The sequence below is a fragment of the Citrobacter sp. MGH110 genome (genome assembly GCF_001037515.1).
Classification (GTDB): Bacteria; Pseudomonadota; Gammaproteobacteria; order Enterobacterales; family Enterobacteriaceae; genus Citrobacter; species Citrobacter portucalensis.
Genome location: NZ_KQ089830.1, coordinates 1,491,656 through 1,506,870, shown reverse-complemented (window position 1 = coordinate 1,506,870; position 15,215 = coordinate 1,491,656). Strand labels below are relative to the sequence as shown.

At 51.8% G+C, this 15,215-nt stretch carries 15 protein-coding genes; 11 read left to right on the top strand and 4 right to left on the bottom strand.

The genetic code is table 11. The annotated features are described in order from the left end of the window. The first annotated feature begins 149 nt into the window (after positions 1 to 149). The 3 genes from ydiJ to SK38_RS07120 all read left to right on the top strand — a co-directional run bounded on the left by ydiJ (position 150) and on the right by SK38_RS07120 (position 3,879). On the top strand, positions 150 to 3,206 hold the full coding sequence (gene ydiJ, locus SK38_RS07130; RefSeq protein ID WP_048235487.1) for a D-2-hydroxyglutarate dehydrogenase YdiJ: 3,057 nt from the start codon (positions 150 to 152) through the stop codon (positions 3,204 to 3,206). Then, the gene (gene menI, locus SK38_RS07125) at positions 3,203 to 3,613 is read left to right on the top strand and encodes a 1,4-dihydroxy-2-naphthoyl-CoA hydrolase (RefSeq protein WP_008784603.1); all 411 of its coding nucleotides are present in this window, start codon (positions 3,203 to 3,205) and stop codon (positions 3,611 to 3,613) included. Before ydiJ ends, menI begins: the two co-directional genes overlap by 4 nt. Before the next feature lie 77 nt (positions 3,614 to 3,690). Then, on the top strand, positions 3,691 to 3,879 hold the full coding sequence (locus SK38_RS07120; protein ID WP_003030540.1) for a YdiH family protein: 189 nt from the start codon (positions 3,691 to 3,693) through the stop codon (positions 3,877 to 3,879). 67 nt (positions 3,880 to 3,946) lie between these two features. Here SK38_RS07120 and SK38_RS07115 read toward each other — a convergent pair whose 3' ends face one another. Beyond that, complete coding sequence (locus SK38_RS07115) at positions 3,947 to 4,798, bottom strand: Vmh family MBL fold metallo-hydrolase (RefSeq protein WP_048235486.1); 852 nt, start codon at positions 4,796 to 4,798, stop codon at positions 3,947 to 3,949. Positions 4,799 to 4,919: 121 nt separating this feature from the next. On the opposite strand from SK38_RS07115, the gene SK38_RS07110 reads away from it, so the two are divergent. From SK38_RS07110 to ldtE, 8 genes are all read left to right on the top strand, one after another. Further along, positions 4,920 to 5,795: a LysR family transcriptional regulator gene (locus SK38_RS07110; RefSeq protein WP_048235485.1), complete on the top strand. Its 876-nt coding sequence runs from the start codon at positions 4,920 to 4,922 to the stop codon at positions 5,793 to 5,795. 488 nt (positions 5,796 to 6,283) lie between these two features. After that, positions 6,284 to 6,652, top strand: coding sequence for a Fe-S cluster assembly scaffold SufA (sufA, locus tag SK38_RS07105; RefSeq protein WP_003832645.1), 369 nt, complete (start codon positions 6,284 to 6,286; stop codon positions 6,650 to 6,652). An 8-nt stretch (positions 6,653 to 6,660) separates the two neighbouring features. Continuing rightward, a complete protein-coding gene (sufB, locus tag SK38_RS07100) occupies positions 6,661 to 8,148 on the top strand; it encodes a Fe-S cluster assembly protein SufB (protein WP_020996440.1) in 1,488 nt (495 codons plus the stop codon). Between the two features lie 16 nt (positions 8,149 to 8,164). Next, the gene (gene sufC, locus SK38_RS07095; RefSeq protein ID WP_048235484.1) at positions 8,165 to 8,911 is read left to right on the top strand and encodes a Fe-S cluster assembly ATPase SufC; all 747 of its coding nucleotides are present in this window, start codon (positions 8,165 to 8,167) and stop codon (positions 8,909 to 8,911) included. Further along, positions 8,886 to 10,157: a Fe-S cluster assembly protein SufD gene (gene sufD / locus SK38_RS07090; protein ID WP_032943209.1), complete on the top strand. Its 1,272-nt coding sequence runs from the start codon at positions 8,886 to 8,888 to the stop codon at positions 10,155 to 10,157. The genes sufC and sufD overlap by 26 nt, the downstream gene beginning before the upstream one ends. Continuing rightward, positions 10,154 to 11,374, top strand: coding sequence for a cysteine desulfurase SufS (gene sufS, locus SK38_RS07085; protein WP_048235483.1), 1,221 nt, complete (start codon positions 10,154 to 10,156; stop codon positions 11,372 to 11,374). The genes sufD and sufS overlap by 4 nt, the downstream gene beginning before the upstream one ends. Positions 11,375 to 11,386: 12 nt before the next feature. Continuing rightward, complete coding sequence (gene sufE, locus SK38_RS07080; RefSeq protein WP_003832654.1) at positions 11,387 to 11,803, top strand: cysteine desulfuration protein SufE; 417 nt, start codon at positions 11,387 to 11,389, stop codon at positions 11,801 to 11,803. 123 nt (positions 11,804 to 11,926) lie between these two features. After that, entirely contained in the window at positions 11,927 to 12,931 is a 1,005-nt protein-coding gene (ldtE, locus tag SK38_RS07075; protein ID WP_048235482.1) for a L,D-transpeptidase LdtE, read from the top strand. 69 nt (positions 12,932 to 13,000) lie between these two features. Here ldtE and lpp read toward each other — a convergent pair whose 3' ends face one another. From lpp to ynhH, 3 genes are all read right to left on the bottom strand, one after another. Continuing rightward, entirely contained in the window at positions 13,001 to 13,237 is a 237-nt protein-coding gene (gene lpp, locus SK38_RS07070) for a murein lipoprotein Lpp (protein WP_003029373.1), read from the bottom strand. A gap of 309 nt (positions 13,238 to 13,546) precedes the next feature. Then, positions 13,547 to 14,959 carry a pyruvate kinase PykF gene (gene pykF, locus SK38_RS07065; RefSeq protein WP_003029366.1) on the bottom strand — a complete coding sequence of 471 codons (1,413 nt, stop codon included), beginning with the start codon at positions 14,957 to 14,959 and terminating at the stop codon, positions 13,547 to 13,549. 7 nt (positions 14,960 to 14,966) lie between these two features. Further along, positions 14,967 to 15,161: a protein YnhH gene (gene ynhH / locus SK38_RS25300; protein WP_244293978.1), complete on the bottom strand. Its 195-nt coding sequence runs from the start codon at positions 15,159 to 15,161 to the stop codon at positions 14,967 to 14,969. Positions 15,162 to 15,215: the final 54 nt, after the last annotated feature.

Sequence of the window (15,215 nt, the reverse complement as noted above, 5' to 3'; positions counted from 1 at the left end):
CTATAATGATGAGCAATTTCAGCGGTTTTGAACAGGCGGATTCTGCCTGTAAATCTGCTGAGCGTATTAGAAAAAAATGTGATACAACAAACAAAGCAACACGCAAACGATTAAATTCACAACACAGACCGCAGGAAAGGGTCACTATAATGATTCCACAAATTTCTCAGGCGCCAGGTGTCGTTCAGCTGGTGCTCAATTTTTTGCAGGCGCTGGAGCAGCAAGGATTCACGGGTGATACGGCAACGAGCTATGCCGATCGTCTGACAATGTCGACGGATAACAGTATTTATCAGCTGCTTCCTGATGCTGTCGTTTTCCCTCGTTCAACCGCAGATGTGGCGCTAATCGCCCGTCTGGCGGCAGAACCGCTATTCTCGTCGTTGATTTTTACCCCGCGCGGCGGCGGCACCGGGACCAACGGTCAGGCGCTGAACCAGGGCATTATTGTTGATATGTCCCGCTATATGAGCCGGATTATTGAAATCAACCCGCAAGAAGGTTGGGTGCGGGTAGAAGCCGGGGTGATAAAAGACCAGCTCAACCAGTTTCTGAAGCCATATGGCTATTTCTTTGCCCCGGAATTATCCACCAGTAACCGGGCAACGCTCGGCGGGATGATCAACACCGATGCGTCCGGGCAAGGATCGTTGGTTTACGGTAAAACTTCCGATCATGTGATGGGCATCCGTGCGGTGCTGATGGGCGGTGATATTCTGGATACCCAGCCCATGCCGGTCGAGCTTGCCGAAATGCTGGGTAAAAGCAATACCACGATTGGCCGTATCTATAAGACCGTTTATGAGCGTTGTCGTGATAACCGACAGCTGATCATGGATAAATTCCCGAAACTTAATCGCTTCCTGACGGGTTACGATCTGCGGCACGTCTTTAACGATGAGATGACCGAATTTGATTTAACCCGCATTCTTACCGGCTCTGAAGGTACGCTGGCGTTTATCACCGAAGCCCGCCTTGATATCACGCCACTGCCCAAAGTCAGACAGTTGGTTAACGTTAAGTACGATTCGTTTGATTCGGCGTTGCGTAACGCGCCGGTGATGGTGGAAGCGCGCGCATTGTCGGTAGAAACCGTCGACTCCAAAGTACTCAATCTGGCGCGTGAAGACATCGTCTGGCACTCGGTAAGCGAACTGATTACCGATGTCGCGGATAAAGAGATGCTGGGCCTGAATATTGTCGAGTTTGCCGGTGACGACGAAACCTTGATTAATTCGCAAGTCAGCGCACTCTGCGAACGCCTGGATGGGTTAATCGCTCGCCAGGAAGCGGGCGTCATTGGCTGGCAGCTATGTACCGAACTGGCGGGCGTCGAACGAATTTACGCCATGCGCAAAAAGGCTGTCGGTCTGCTGGGCAATGCAAAAGGTTCCGCGAAGCCAATTCCGTTCGCCGAGGATACCTGCGTTCCTCCGGAGCATCTGGCTGACTATATTGCCGAGTTTCGCGCGCTGCTCGACAGCCATGGTCTGAGTTACGGCATGTTCGGCCACGTGGATGCTGGCGTGCTGCACGTTAGGCCGGCTTTGGATATGTGCGACCCGCAGCAGGAAGTGCTGATGAAACGCATTTCCGATGATGTCGTCGCGCTGACGGCAAAATATGGCGGTTTGTTGTGGGGTGAACACGGTAAAGGTTTCCGTGCGGAATACAGTCCGGCGTTTTTCGGTGATGAACTGTATCGTGAACTGCGCAAAGTGAAATCGGTGTTTGATCCGCAAAACCGGCTCAACCCCGGCAAAATCTGTCCACCGGAAGACGTTGATGCGCCGATGATGAAAGTGGACGCGGTGAAACGCGGAACGTATGACCGTCAAATCCCGCTGGCCGTACGCCAGGAGTGGCGTGGGGCAATGGAGTGTAATGGCAACGGGTTATGCTTTAACTTCGATGCGAAAAGCCCCATGTGTCCGTCGATGAAAATCAGCCTTAACCGTATCCATTCTCCGAAAGGGCGAGCTACGCTGGTACGTGAGTGGTTGCGTCTGTTGGCCGATCGCGGGATCGATCCTGTGCAACTGGAAAAAGAGCTACCGGAGAAACGCGCCAGTTTACGCACGCTGATTACCCGTACCCGCAACAGCTGGCATGCACGCAAGGGCGAATACGATTTCTCGCACGAAGTAAAAGAGGCGATGTCAGGGTGCCTGGCGTGTAAAGCCTGTTCCACACAGTGTCCGATTAAAATTGATGTGCCGGAGTTCCGCTCACGCTTCCTGCAGCTGTACCACACGCGTTATCTGCGCCCGTTGCGCGATCATATGGTGGCGACCGTTGAGAGCTATGCACCGCTAATGGCGCGGGCGCCTAAAACGTTTAACTTCTTCATCAATCAGCCGCTGGTGCGAAATCTGGCTAAAAAGCACATTGGAATGGTTGATTTACCGCTATTGTCTGCGCCGTCGCTGCAACGCCAACTTGTTGGGCATCGTTCCGCCAATATGACGCTGGAACAGCTCGAATTACTCAGCCTCGAGCAAAAAGCCCGTACGGTGCTGGTGGTGCAGGACCCTTTCACCAGCTATTACGATGCGCAGGTGGTCGCTGATTTTATACGTCTGGTAGAAAAACTGGGTATGCAGCCGGTACTGCTGCCGTTTTCGCCAAATGGCAAGGCGCAGCACATTAAAGGCTTTTTAAACCGTTTTGCCAAAACGGCGAAAAAGACATCCGAGTTTCTTAACCGGGTAGCGAAGCTGAATATTCCGATGGTGGGTGTTGATCCGGCGCTGGTGCTTTGTTATCGCGATGAATACAAGCTGGTGCTGGGAGAACAGCGGGGTGATTTCCATGTGCTGCTGGCCAACGAATGGTTATCAAAAGCTGTGGAAACACAGCAGTCAGTCGCTGTTGGCGGTGAACCGTGGTACTTCTTTGGCCACTGTACCGAAGTGACGGCTTTACCGGGCGCGCCTGCACAATGGGCGGCTATTTTTGCTCGCTTTGGCGCAAAGCTGGAGAACGTCAGCGTGGGGTGCTGTGGTATGGCGGGCACCTACGGTCACGAAGTGAAGAATCACCAAAACTCATTGGGTATCTATGAGTTATCATGGCACCAGGCAATGCAACGATTGCCACGTAACCGTTGTCTGGCTACAGGGTACTCCTGTCGCAGCCAGGTTAAACGCGTTGAAGGTACGGGCGTTCGCCACCCATTACAGGCACTGCTGGAGATTATAGGATGATCTGGAAACGTGAAGTCACACTCGAGGCTCTCAATGCCATGGGTGAAGGAAATATGGTTGGGTTGCTCGATATTCGTTTTGTGCACATTGGCGACGATACGCTGGAAGCTACGATGCCAGTGGACCATCGCACCAAACAACCCTTTGGGTTGTTACACGGCGGCGCATCCGTGGTGCTGGCGGAAAGCATTGGTTCGGTAGCTGGCTACTTGTGTACTCAGGGTGAGCAGAAAGTGGTGGGCCTGGAGATCAACGCCAACCATATCCGTTCTGCACGGGAAGGGCTCGTCAGGGGCGTATGTCGCGCGTTACATACAGGTTCTCGTCACCAGGTGTGGCAAATAGAAATCTTCGATGAGCAGGGTCGATTGTGCTGCACGTCGCGTCTGACGACCGCAATTTTGTGATGCATATTGCTTTTGGTCATTATCTGCACAGGGAATGGTGTTATACTGTGCAGGTTTTGAACACAAGCGAGGATGATATGTCTACCCAATTAGACCCTGCCCAACTGGCAATAGAATTTTTACGTCGTGATAAAACCGATCTTTCACCGGCTCAGTACCTGAAAAGGCTGAAACAGCTTGAGCTGGAGTTTGCAGATCTGTTGGCGCTCTCTTCCACTGAACTGAAAGAAGAGATCTATTTTGCCTGGCGCATGGGCGTTCATTGATTCCGGTATGCTTATCGTAACGAAACCCCGACACGCGTTCGGGGTTATTTTTTGCCTTAAATCTTCATTACCACTTCATCTCGCCGCTATTAACCTTCGCACTTAGTTCCAGCGAGCTTACGTCTGCAAGGCCTGGCCATGCTGCCGTCATGGTTTTAATCACATAGTCCGATCCTTTCTTCGCCCCTAGCGCCTGCTCAAACGACTGCAAATAGTCCTGGGTGAAGCGAATAGCTTTATCACCGGTTGGGCGGTCGCCAATGTAATGACCCGGGACCACCTGAGTGGGCTGTAAGCTCTGCATTTCGCTCAGTACGCTACGCCATGCACTACGTTGTTGTTCAGACTGTGTATCCGCCGTCCAGACGTGAATACCTGAAGCCACGCCTGTGCCGCCAATAATGGCTCGATTCGCCGGGATCCAGATATACGCTGCATAATCGTTGGCGTGACGCAGTTCCAGCGTTTCGCCATCAACCGTGAACTGCGTTTGCGTAGTCGCCTGCGGAACGGTAAGCGATGTTGGCGAGCCGTCCTTCATTTGCGGGCCCCAGAATTGCAGCTTGGCCTCTTTGGTAGCGCGGATATGGTCTACCACCTGCGGCGTTGCCAGGACTTTTACCTGTGGGAAGGCCTTAACGATGGGCTGCAAACCAAAATAGAAATCCGGATCGCCGGAGGTGATCACGATAGCCTTCAGCGTTTTACCGCTGGCGCGAATCATTTGCACCAGTTGTTCACCATCTTTGGTACTGAACTGGGCGTCAAACAAAATCGCCTCTTTTGGGCCAGACACCAGCGTCGAAGAAACCGGGAAAATAGCCTTATCCTGTGGATTATAGACGTCCAGCTGTAGCGGCGCGGCGAAAGCTGAAGACGCAAACAGAGGTAACAGCAGGGCCAGAGTTTTAACTTTCATACCAGGTAACCTTGTGCAGGAAATTGTCTTTTGATAGTTCCCGTATTTTAAGGATATTCGGATCTGTTAGAATTCCCTCATTAGGACATGCTGAGTTTCATAAAACGATCGGATGGGAACAATGGACAGAGTGATGGCGGCAATGGTATTCAACCATATCTGTGATTTGGGTAGCCTGAGCGCAGCCGCGCGTGCGTTGGGGCTTTCCCGTCCGATGGTCAGTCGTTATCTCGACGAGATGGAAAAATGGGCAGGCGCAAGGCTTATCCATCGCTCATCGCGTCGCTTGACGATCACGCCAGCGGGTGAAGAGGCATTAGTGAAAACACGTTCTCTGGCGCAACTTTCGCTGGATATTGGTGCCGCCAGTGCCGCGCAAATTCCCTCCGGCACGCTACGTGTAGCCTGCGCCCATTTTACCGCGATGCATATTCTTGCTCCGGTTCTGCCGACGTTTATGGCGCAATATCCGCAATTACGTATTGAGGTGGAGATCAATAATCAACCGGTAAGCCTTGTGGGGGAACGCATCGATGTGGCGATCCGCATAACGGATAATCCAGAGCCAGGGACTATTGCCCGTCGGTTGGGCGACTGTAAATCGGTTCTTTGCGCGTCTGCAGATTATCTGCATCATCATGGCACGCCTGAGACAATCGACGATCTCACACGGCACAATTGCCTGTACTACAGCGGTTTTGCCGGACAATCCTGGCACTTTTTGGATCCTCAGGGGCAGCCTGTCTCCGTTGCAATCAAAGGGAATTTGAGTGCAGGGATCTCTTCGCTGCTCTGCGAGTCGGCGGTGGCCGGAATGGGGATCGCGTTGGTGCCAGAGCTGGAGGCGCAGGAAGGGCTGGAGCAGGGAAAGCTAATTCGATTACTGCCAGAACTTCAACCTAAGTGCCTGCCGATTTATGGTTTATACCTTTCGCGTGAACATCAACCCGCAGGGCTACGCCTGCTGCTGGACACGCTCAGTGAGGCACAGCGTTAAATATGTGATTGAACGCGTTTATAAAAGAGTCAAACCGCAATTAGTGTTAAAAAAAACTAATCGGTGTATGAGATTCTTCTTATCGCCCCTTCAAGAGCTAAGCCAATATGAGTGCCGGAGATAAGCGCCGGATGGGGCCGGAACCCTTAAGCCTGCCAACAAGCAGACTTAAGGGTTTTTTGTTGTTTGTTTATTATTTGAATTGTTTTTCCCTACCTTCATCCCCACCTATCCCTTAAATAGACATTTTCTATACATCTTTTGTCATTTGACCTGACTGAACGATTGGATTTTCATAATCCATTATTAATCAATGCATTGAACAAAATAATCCATCCCTGTAAACCCTCGCTGCAGGGTCTATGCTTAGTAAAAGTAGTCAAAAAGGGCGATTAACCCGAATGCCCCTGCTGTTGAGGGGTTGAAGTGATAATCATTATCACTAACATGGTGTTATAGCTTAAAAGCTAGTGACTCGAGGTAACTCTATGGAATTGCATTCAGGAACATTTAACCCGGACGATTTTGCCTGGCGTGGGCTGACGTTAACGCCAGCGGCTGCGGCGCATATCCGTGAACTGGTGGCAAAGCAACCTGACATGTTGGGTGTGCGTTTAGGCGTGAAGCAAACAGGGTGCGCGGGATTCGGTTACGTGCTGGATACCGTCCGCCAACCCGAAAAAGACGATCTGCTGTTTGAAACGGAGGGCGCCAGACTTTATGTGCCGTTGCAGGCGATGCCGTTCATTGACGGCACAGAAGTCGATTTCGTTCGCGAAGGATTAAACCAGTTATTTAAATTTCATAACCCGAAAGCCCAGAACGAATGCGGCTGTGGCGAAAGTTTTGGGGTATAGGCGGTACTATGTCTCGTAATACTGAAGCAACTGACGATGTCAACACCTGGGCTGGCGGGCACCTTAATTACAAAGAGGGCTTCTTCACCCAACTGCAAACCGATGAGCTGGCAAAAGGGATCAATGAAGATGTCGTGCGCGCGATTTCGGCAAAACGAAATGAACCCGACTGGATGCTGGAATTTCGCCTGAATGCCTTTAAAGCGTGGCTGACCATGGAAGAACCACACTGGCTTAAAGCGCATTACGACAAACTGAATTATCAGGAGTACAGCTATTACTCCGCACCTTCCTGCGGTAACTGCGATGAAACCTGTGCGTCTGAACCGGGAGCGGTACAGCAAACGGGCGCGAATGCATTTTTAAGCAAAGAGGTTGAGGACGCATTCGAACAGCTTGGCGTGCCGGTACGTGAAGGCAAAGAAGTTGCGGTTGATGCCATTTTCGACTCGGTATCGGTAGCGACCACCTATCGCGACAAACTGGCGGAACAGGGCATTATTTTCTGTTCGTTCGGTGAGGCCATTCACGATCATCCTGAGCTGGTAAAACAGTACCTGGGCACTGTTGTCCCCGGCAATGACAATTTCTTTGCCGCGCTGAATGCGGCGGTGGCATCTGACGGCACGTTTATTTATGTACCGAAAGGCGTACGTTGCCCAATGGAGCTGTCGACCTATTTCCGTATCAATGCGGAAAAAACCGGGCAGTTTGAACGCACCATTCTGGTTGCGGATGAGGGCAGCTACGTCAGCTATATCGAAGGCTGTTCAGCCCCGGTGCGCGACAGTTACCAACTACACGCGGCGGTGGTGGAAGTCATCATCCACAAAGATGCCGAAGTGAAATACTCCACTGTGCAAAACTGGTTTCCCGGCGATGGCAATACGGGCGGTATTTTGAATTTCGTCACCAAACGCGCACTCTGCGAAGGCGAAAACAGCAAAATGTCGTGGACGCAGTCGGAAACCGGCTCGGCCATTACCTGGAAATACCCAAGCTGCATTTTGCGTGGCGACAACTCGATCGGCGAATTCTACTCCGTCGCGCTGACCAGTGGACATCAGCAGGCCGATACCGGCACCAAAATGATCCACATTGGCAAAAACACCAAATCGACCATTATCTCGAAAGGGATCTCCGCCGGACACAGCCAGAACAGTTATCGCGGCTTAGTGAAAATCATGCCGACCGCTACTAACGCCCGCAACTATACCCAATGCGACTCGATGTTGATCGGTGCGGATTGTGGGGCACACACCTTCCCGTATGTGGAGTGTCGTAACAATAGCGCCCAGCTTGAACATGAAGCCACCACGTCGCGTATTGGTGAAGACCAGTTGTTTTACTGCCTGCAGCGCGGCATCAGTGAAGAGGATGCCATTTCGATGATCGTGAATGGTTTCTGTAAAGACGTGTTCTCTGAACTGCCGCTGGAGTTTGCCGTGGAAGCGCAAAAACTTCTCGCCATAAGTCTTGAGCATAGCGTCGGTTAAATTTTAAGGAAAGCACATGTTAAGCATCAAAGATTTACAGGTCAGTGTGGAAGATAAGGCGATCCTGCGTGGGTTGAGCCTTGAGGTTCGCCCCGGAGAAGTTCACGCCATTATGGGACCAAACGGTTCGGGGAAAAGTACGCTTTCTGCAACTCTTGCTGGGCGGGAAGACTACGACGTCACTGGCGGGACGGTAGAGTTCAACGGCAAAGATTTACTGGAACTGTCGCCGGAAGACCGGGCCGGTGAAGGGATCTTCATGGCATTCCAGTATCCGGTGGAAATCCCTGGCGTCAGTAACCAGTTTTTCCTGCAAACGGCGCTGAATGCGGTGCGGAGTTACCGTGGCGAAGAGTCGCTGGATCGATTTGACTTCCAGGATCTGATGGAAGAGAAAATAGCGCTGCTGAAGATGCCGGAAGATTTGCTCACGCGCTCGGTAAACGTCGGTTTCTCCGGTGGTGAGAAAAAACGTAATGACATTCTGCAAATGGCCGTGCTGGAGCCTCAGTTGTGCATTCTTGATGAGTCAGACTCCGGGCTGGATATTGATGCGCTGAAAATCGTTGCGGATGGCGTGAACTCGCTGCGTGACGGGAAACGCTCATTCATTATCGTCACTCACTATCAGCGCATCCTGGACTATATCAAACCCGATTTTGTTCACGTTCTCTACCAGGGGCGAATTGTGAAGTCCGGTGATTTTATGCTGGTCAAACAACTGGAGGAGCAAGGTTATGGCTGGCTTAGCGAACAGCAGTAACGTGCTGCAACAGTGGCACCATCTGTTTGAGACGCAAGGGGAGACACGCTCACACCATGCGCAGCAGCACTTGCAACAGATGCTGCGTCTGGGGCTGCCAACGCGGAAGCATGAGGACTGGAAATACACGCCGCTGGAGGGATTAACCAACAGCCAGTTTGTCAGTCATGTCGCTGAGATAACGTCAGCCCAATGTGCAGCGTTGTCGCCGACAATTGATGCTGTACGACTGGTGTTTGTTGACGGGCAATTCTCTCCGACGCTCAGCGACAGTACAGACGGTAGCGGTTTTGACATTACCATTGACGATGCGCGCCAGGCGCTGCCAGCGGCTATCCAACCGGAAGTGTTTTTGCACCTTACCGAAAGCCTGTCTCGTAGCGTAACGCACATTCAGGTGAAGCGTAACCAGCGCCCCGCGAAACCGCTGCTGCTGCTACACATAACCCAGGGGCTGGCGGGCGATGAGGTGAATACGGCGCACTATCGCCACCATCTGGAGCTAGCGGAAGGCGCAGAAGCCACCGTTATTGAACACTATGCCAGCCTCAGCGAGCGTCGCCATTTCACCGGCGCACGCTTAACGATGAACGTCGCGGCAAACGCCCATTTGCGCCATATCAAACTGGCGTTCGAAAATCCGTTTAGTCACCACTTCGCGCATAATGACATTCAATTGGGCGCGGATGCTACTGCCGTTAGCCACAGTTTCTTGCTTGGTGATGCGGTATTGCGCCATAACACCAGTACGCAGCTTAACGGTGAAAACACCACGCTTCGGCTGAACAGTCTGGCGATGCCGGTGAAAAATGAAGTCTGTGATACACGGACCTGGCTTGAGCACAACAAAGGGTATTGCAACAGTCGCCAGCTGCATAAAACGATTGTCAGCGATAAGGGACGAGCGGTCTTCAATGGTCTGATCAACGTCGCCCAGCACGCCATCAAAACCGACGGTCAGATGACCAACAATAATTTGTTGCTCGGAAAGCTGGCGGAGGTGGATACCAAGCCACAGCTCGAAATTTACGCCGACGATGTGAAATGCAGCCACGGGGCGACGGTAGGACGGATCGACGACGAGCAGATGTTCTATCTGCGTTCGCGAGGGATCGGCCAGCAGGATGCTCAACACATGATTCTCTATGCGTTTGCCGCTGAGCTGACGGAAGCCCTGGGCGATGAAACGCTGAAACAACAGGTACTGGCGCGGATCGCCCAACGCTTGCCGGGAGGCGCAGCATGACATTTCCCATTGAAAAAGTACGGGCTAACTTTCCGGTCCTGACGCGTGAAGTGAACGGTTTACCGTTGGCGTATCTGGACAGCGCTGCCAGCGCGCAAAAACCCAATCAGGTGATTGATGCCGAGGCCGAGTTTTATCGTCACGGCTATGCGGCGGTCCACCGCGGTATTCATACGCTGAGCGCCCAGGCCACGGAAAAAATGGAAAATGTGCGCAAGCTTGCCTCGTTGTTTATTAACGCCCGCTCAGCGGAAGAGCTGGTGTTTGTTCGTGGTACGACGGAAGGCATCAATCTGGTGGCGAACAGCTGGGGCAGCAGCAATGTGCGAGCGGGCGATAACATTATCATCAGCGAAATGGAGCACCACGCCAATATTGTGCCCTGGCAGATGCTGTGTGCCCGCGTAGGGGCAGAGCTGCGCGTTATTCCGCTCAATGCCGATGGTACGTTGCAGCTGGAGACGCTGCCGACGCTGTTTGACGATCGTACGCAACTGCTGGCGATTACCCACGTTTCTAACGTGTTGGGTACCGAGAACCCGTTATCGGAAATGATTGAGCTGGCGCATCAATACGGCGCAAAAGTGTTGGTGGATGGCGCGCAGGCGGTGATGCATCATCAGGTGGATGTCCAGGCACTGGATTGCGATTTTTATGTTTTCTCTGGGCATAAACTTTATGGACCAACCGGTATTGGCGTTCTGTATGCCAGAGAGTCGCTGTTGCAGGAGATGCCACCCTGGGAAGGCGGTGGTTCAATGATTGCGACGGTGAGTTTGAGTCAGGGGACAACGTGGGCTAAAGCCCCCTGGCGTTTTGAAGCCGGAACGCCAAACACCGGAGGTATTATCGGACTCGGCGCGGCTATTGAGTATGTTTCAGCACTGGGGCTTACTGAAATCAGCGAATATGAACAGTTCATGATGCGCTATGCGTTGGAGCAGCTGGCGGATGTGCCGGATTTGACACTCTACGGACCGGATAACCGCCTGGGTGTGATTGCATTTAACCTTGGTAAACATCACGCCTTTGACGTCGGCAGTTTTCTTGATAACTATGGAATAGCCGTGCGGACGGGGCATCACTGCGCAATGCCGCTGATGGCCTACTATAACGTTCCTGCTATGTGTCGGGCGTCGATTGCAATGTACAACACCCATGAAGAAGTGGATCGCCTGGTAACGGGCCTCAAGCGTATTCATCACTTACTGGGCTAACAGGGAGGCGTTATGGCTGCGCTACCGGATAAAGAAAAGTTGTTGCGTAATTTTCTGCGTTGCGCTAATTGGGAAGAGAAATACCTGTACATTATTGAGCTGGGTCAGCGTTTGCCGGAATTAAACGACGACTTACGCTGCCCGGAAAATAGCATCCAGGGATGTCAAAGTCAGGTATGGATTGTTATGAACCAGAATGGCGAAGGGATTATTGAATTACAGGGCGACAGTGATGCGGCAATTGTGAAAGGACTTATTGCCGTGGTATTCATTTTGTATGATCGCATGACGGCCCAGGATATTGTGAATTTTGATGTGCGTCCGTGGTTTGAAAAAATGGCGCTCGCACAGCACCTCACGCCGTCTCGTTCACAAGGGCTGGAGGCGATGATTCGGGCTATTCGCGCCAAAGCCGCAACTCTTAGCTAAACTGATAAAACACGTTAACTTTCAGACCGACTTGAAAGCGTTCGTGTAAGGCAACGCAGTGACTCGTAAGCCGGATTGGGCGCTCGCCGCCGTCCGGCAAGAACGCCAGGGGGGTGAGTGAGTATGAAACGCGCGTCTGTTATTACGTTAATGCTAATCGGCGCTTACAGCGCTATTCAGGCCGCATGGGCGGTCGATTATCCTTTGCCCCAGGCGAACAGCCGCCTTGTTGGGCAAAACCAAACCTACACCGTGCAGGAAGGCGATAAAAACCTACAGGCGATAGCCCGTAAGTTTGATACCGCTGCCATGCTGATCCTTGAAGCCAACAATACTATTGCCCCCGTACCTAAACCCGGAACCCTGATTACTATTCCCTCACAATTACTGCTGCCGGATGCACCACGCGAAGGCATTATTGTGAATCTGGCGGAACTGCGTCTGTATTACTTCCCGCCAGGAGAGAATATTGTTCAGGTATTCCCAATTGGTATCGGTTTGCAGGGGCTGGAAACGCCGGTAATGGAAACCCGGGTTGGGCAGAAAATCCCGAATCCTACCTGGACCCCTACACCAGGCATCCGTAAACGCTCTCTGGAGCGTGGCATCACATTACCGCCTGTTGTACCTGCCGGGCCAAATAACCCGTTAGGACGCTTTGCACTGCGTCTGGCGCATGGAAACGGTGAGTATCTGATCCATGGAACCAGCGCGCCGGACAGCGTGGGCCTGCGTGTGAGTTCTGGTTGTATTCGCATGAACGCGCCGGACATTAAAGCACTGTTTGCTCAGGTCCGCACAGGCACGCCGGTCAGGGTGATTAATGAGCCGATAAAATATTCGATTGAGCCGAACGGCATGAGGTATGTCGAAGTGCATCGACCGCTGTCGCCGGAAGAGGAACAAAACGTCCAGACCATGCCGTATGTGCTACCAGCCGGTTTTAACCAGTTTAAAGACAATAAAGCGGTGGATAACAGTCTGGTGGAAAGGGCGTTGTATCGTCGCGCAGGTTATCCGGTCACCGTCACTGCCGGGCAAGCATCGGTCGCGAGCAATGGGCCAGAAGTGAAGTCTGCGCAAAATGGCGTGCCGGGAGGAGATGCTGAGGTGCGCGCTACGCAATAACAGGGAAGAGGAATTCAGAGCAAAAAAAAATGGCGCACAATGTGCGCCATTTTTATTACACAGATACTATTACTTGCGGTATTTAGTAGCTGCGTTGTCCAGACGCTGGTTAGCGCGAGCTGCGTCATCTTTAGCAGCCTGAACGTCGGAACGCATTGCGTTCACGTCGTTGCTCAGCTGGTCAACTTTAGCGTTCAGAGTCTGAACGTCAGAAGACAGCTGATCGATTTTAGCGTTGCTGGAGCAACCTGCCAGCAGAGTAGAACCCAGGATTACCGCGCCCAGTACCAGTTTAGTACGATTCATTATTAATACCCTCTAGATTGAGTTAATCTCCATGTAGCGTTACAAGTATTACACAAACTTTTTTATGTTGAGAATATTTTTTTGATGGGAATGCACTTATTTTTGATCGTTCGCTCAAAGAAGCATCGAATTGTGCAAAAACGGCTAAAAACCCGAGTGAAAACAGAAAGCTTCCATCGGATTCATCTTAGATAATCACGGATTAGATAGTGAAATCCGATTTGATTTTTTATTAATTGTGGCTATCGATAAAATAAAAAAAGCGCCACCAGGGCGCTTTTTTAAGCAAATTAATTCGCGATGGAATTATTACAGCACGTGAACGGATGCGGTGTTGGTGGTGCCGCTCGGAACCAGTGCACCAGAAACCATAACCACAACGTCACCTTTTTGAGCCAGACCGCTTTCCAGAGCGACTTCTTTACCCAGACGATAGAAATCATCGGTAGAGCTGATTTCTTTAACCACCTGTGCAACAACGCCTTTGCTCAGCACCAGCTGACGCGCGGTAGTTTCGTTGGTGGTCAGCGCCAGGATGGTGGCATCCGGGAAGTATTTACGTACTGCGCGAGCGGATTTACCACCCTGGGTTGCGACGACGATCAGCGGCGCGTCCAGTTTTTCAGCAGTTTCAACCGCGCCACGGCAAACGGCTTCGGTGATGCGCAGTTTGCGGCTGTCGTTGTTGAAGTCCAGACGGCTGGTCATCACACGGTCAGTACGCTCACAGATGGTCGCCATGATGGTAACGGCTTCCAGCGGGTATTTACCTTTTGCAGACTCGCCAGACAGCATTACTGCGTCGGTACCGTCGAGGATGGCGTTCGCTACGTCACCGGCTTCAGCGCGGGTCGGACGCGGGTTTTTGATCATGGAGTCCAGCATCTGGGTCGCAGTGATAACGACTTTACGTGCACGGATACATTTTTCGATGATCATCTTCTGCGCGAAGATAACTTCTTCAACCGGGATCTCAACGCCCATATCGCCACGCGCAACCATGATGCCGTCAGACGCTTCGAGGATTTCGTCGAAGTTGTTCAGGCCTTCCTGGTTTTCGATTTTGGAGATGATCTGGATGTTTTCGCCGCCGTGCGCTTTCAGGTGCTCACGGATTTCAACGACATCAGAACGTTTACGGATAAAGGACGCTGCAACGAAGTCAACGCCTTGCTCGCAACCGAAGATCAGGTCTTGTTTGTCTTTTTCAGCCAGTGCTGGCAGCGCGATGGAAACGCCCGGCAGGTTAACGCCTTTGTTTTCGCCCAGGTCGCCGTTGTTCAGCACTTTACAGATAACTTTGTTACCTTCGATGGCGGTAACTTCCATGCCGATCAGACCATCGTCAACCAGAACGGTGTTGCCGACAGACAGATCTTTAGTGAAGCCTTCGTAAGTTACAGCAACGATTTCGTTGTTACCTACGACAGATTTGTCGGTGGTGAAGGTGAAGGTCTGGCCCGCTTTCAGGGAAACGTCGTTACCGCCTTCCAGTTTGATGGTACGGATTTCCGGACCTTTGGTGTCGAGCAGGATTGCGGCTTTCTTGCCGGTTTTGCTCATAACGTTGCGCAAATTCTTGATGCGCTGACCGTGTTCTGCGTAGTCGCCGTGGGAGAAGTTCAGACGCATGACGTTCATGCCCGCGTCCAGCATTTTGGTTAACATCTCTTCGGATTCGGTTTTCGGACCGATGGTGCAAACAATTTTCGTCTTTTTCATGACAGTCTTAGTCTTTAAGTTGAGAAGGATATGGAAATCTGGCTCCCATCGCGCACGGATGGGAAGCTAAACCTGAGTTACGAAAGTTGTGATGCCTCGCTCTAAGGATAGGTGACATCGAAAAAGCGTGCAGAGGAATGTGTGCTTGTGTTTCAGCCCAACGGGATGGTGAGTTCTGTAGTCGTTGAGTTTTACAGGTCAATGTGCTGAAACCATTCAAGAGACAATTGGCGCGCATTATACGCTGAAAATTATC

Excerpts from the sequence above, each read along its gene's own strand:
- ydiJ (WP_048235487.1), top strand. The coding sequence starts at position 150 with ATGATTCCACAAATTTCTCAGGCGCCAGGTGTCGTTCAGCTGGTGCTC.
- menI (WP_008784603.1), top strand. The coding sequence starts at position 3,203 with ATGATCTGGAAACGTGAAGTCACACTCGAGGCTCTCAATGCCATGGGT.
- SK38_RS07120 (WP_003030540.1), top strand. The coding sequence starts at position 3,691 with ATGTCTACCCAATTAGACCCTGCCCAACTGGCAATAGAATTTTTACGT.
- SK38_RS07115 (WP_048235486.1), bottom strand. The coding sequence starts at position 4,798 with ATGAAAGTTAAAACTCTGGCCCTGCTGTTACCTCTGTTTGCGTCTTCA.
- SK38_RS07110 (WP_048235485.1), top strand. The coding sequence starts at position 4,920 with ATGGACAGAGTGATGGCGGCAATGGTATTCAACCATATCTGTGATTTG.
- sufA (WP_003832645.1), top strand. The coding sequence starts at position 6,284 with ATGGAATTGCATTCAGGAACATTTAACCCGGACGATTTTGCCTGGCGT.
- sufB (WP_020996440.1), top strand. The coding sequence starts at position 6,661 with ATGTCTCGTAATACTGAAGCAACTGACGATGTCAACACCTGGGCTGGC.
- sufC (WP_048235484.1), top strand. The coding sequence starts at position 8,165 with ATGTTAAGCATCAAAGATTTACAGGTCAGTGTGGAAGATAAGGCGATC.
- sufD (WP_032943209.1), top strand. The coding sequence starts at position 8,886 with ATGGCTGGCTTAGCGAACAGCAGTAACGTGCTGCAACAGTGGCACCAT.
- sufS (WP_048235483.1), top strand. The coding sequence starts at position 10,154 with ATGACATTTCCCATTGAAAAAGTACGGGCTAACTTTCCGGTCCTGACG.
- sufE (WP_003832654.1), top strand. The coding sequence starts at position 11,387 with ATGGCTGCGCTACCGGATAAAGAAAAGTTGTTGCGTAATTTTCTGCGT.
- ldtE (WP_048235482.1), top strand. The coding sequence starts at position 11,927 with ATGAAACGCGCGTCTGTTATTACGTTAATGCTAATCGGCGCTTACAGC.
- lpp (WP_003029373.1), bottom strand. The coding sequence starts at position 13,237 with ATGAATCGTACTAAACTGGTACTGGGCGCGGTAATCCTGGGTTCTACT.
- pykF (WP_003029366.1), bottom strand. The coding sequence starts at position 14,959 with ATGAAAAAGACGAAAATTGTTTGCACCATCGGTCCGAAAACCGAATCC.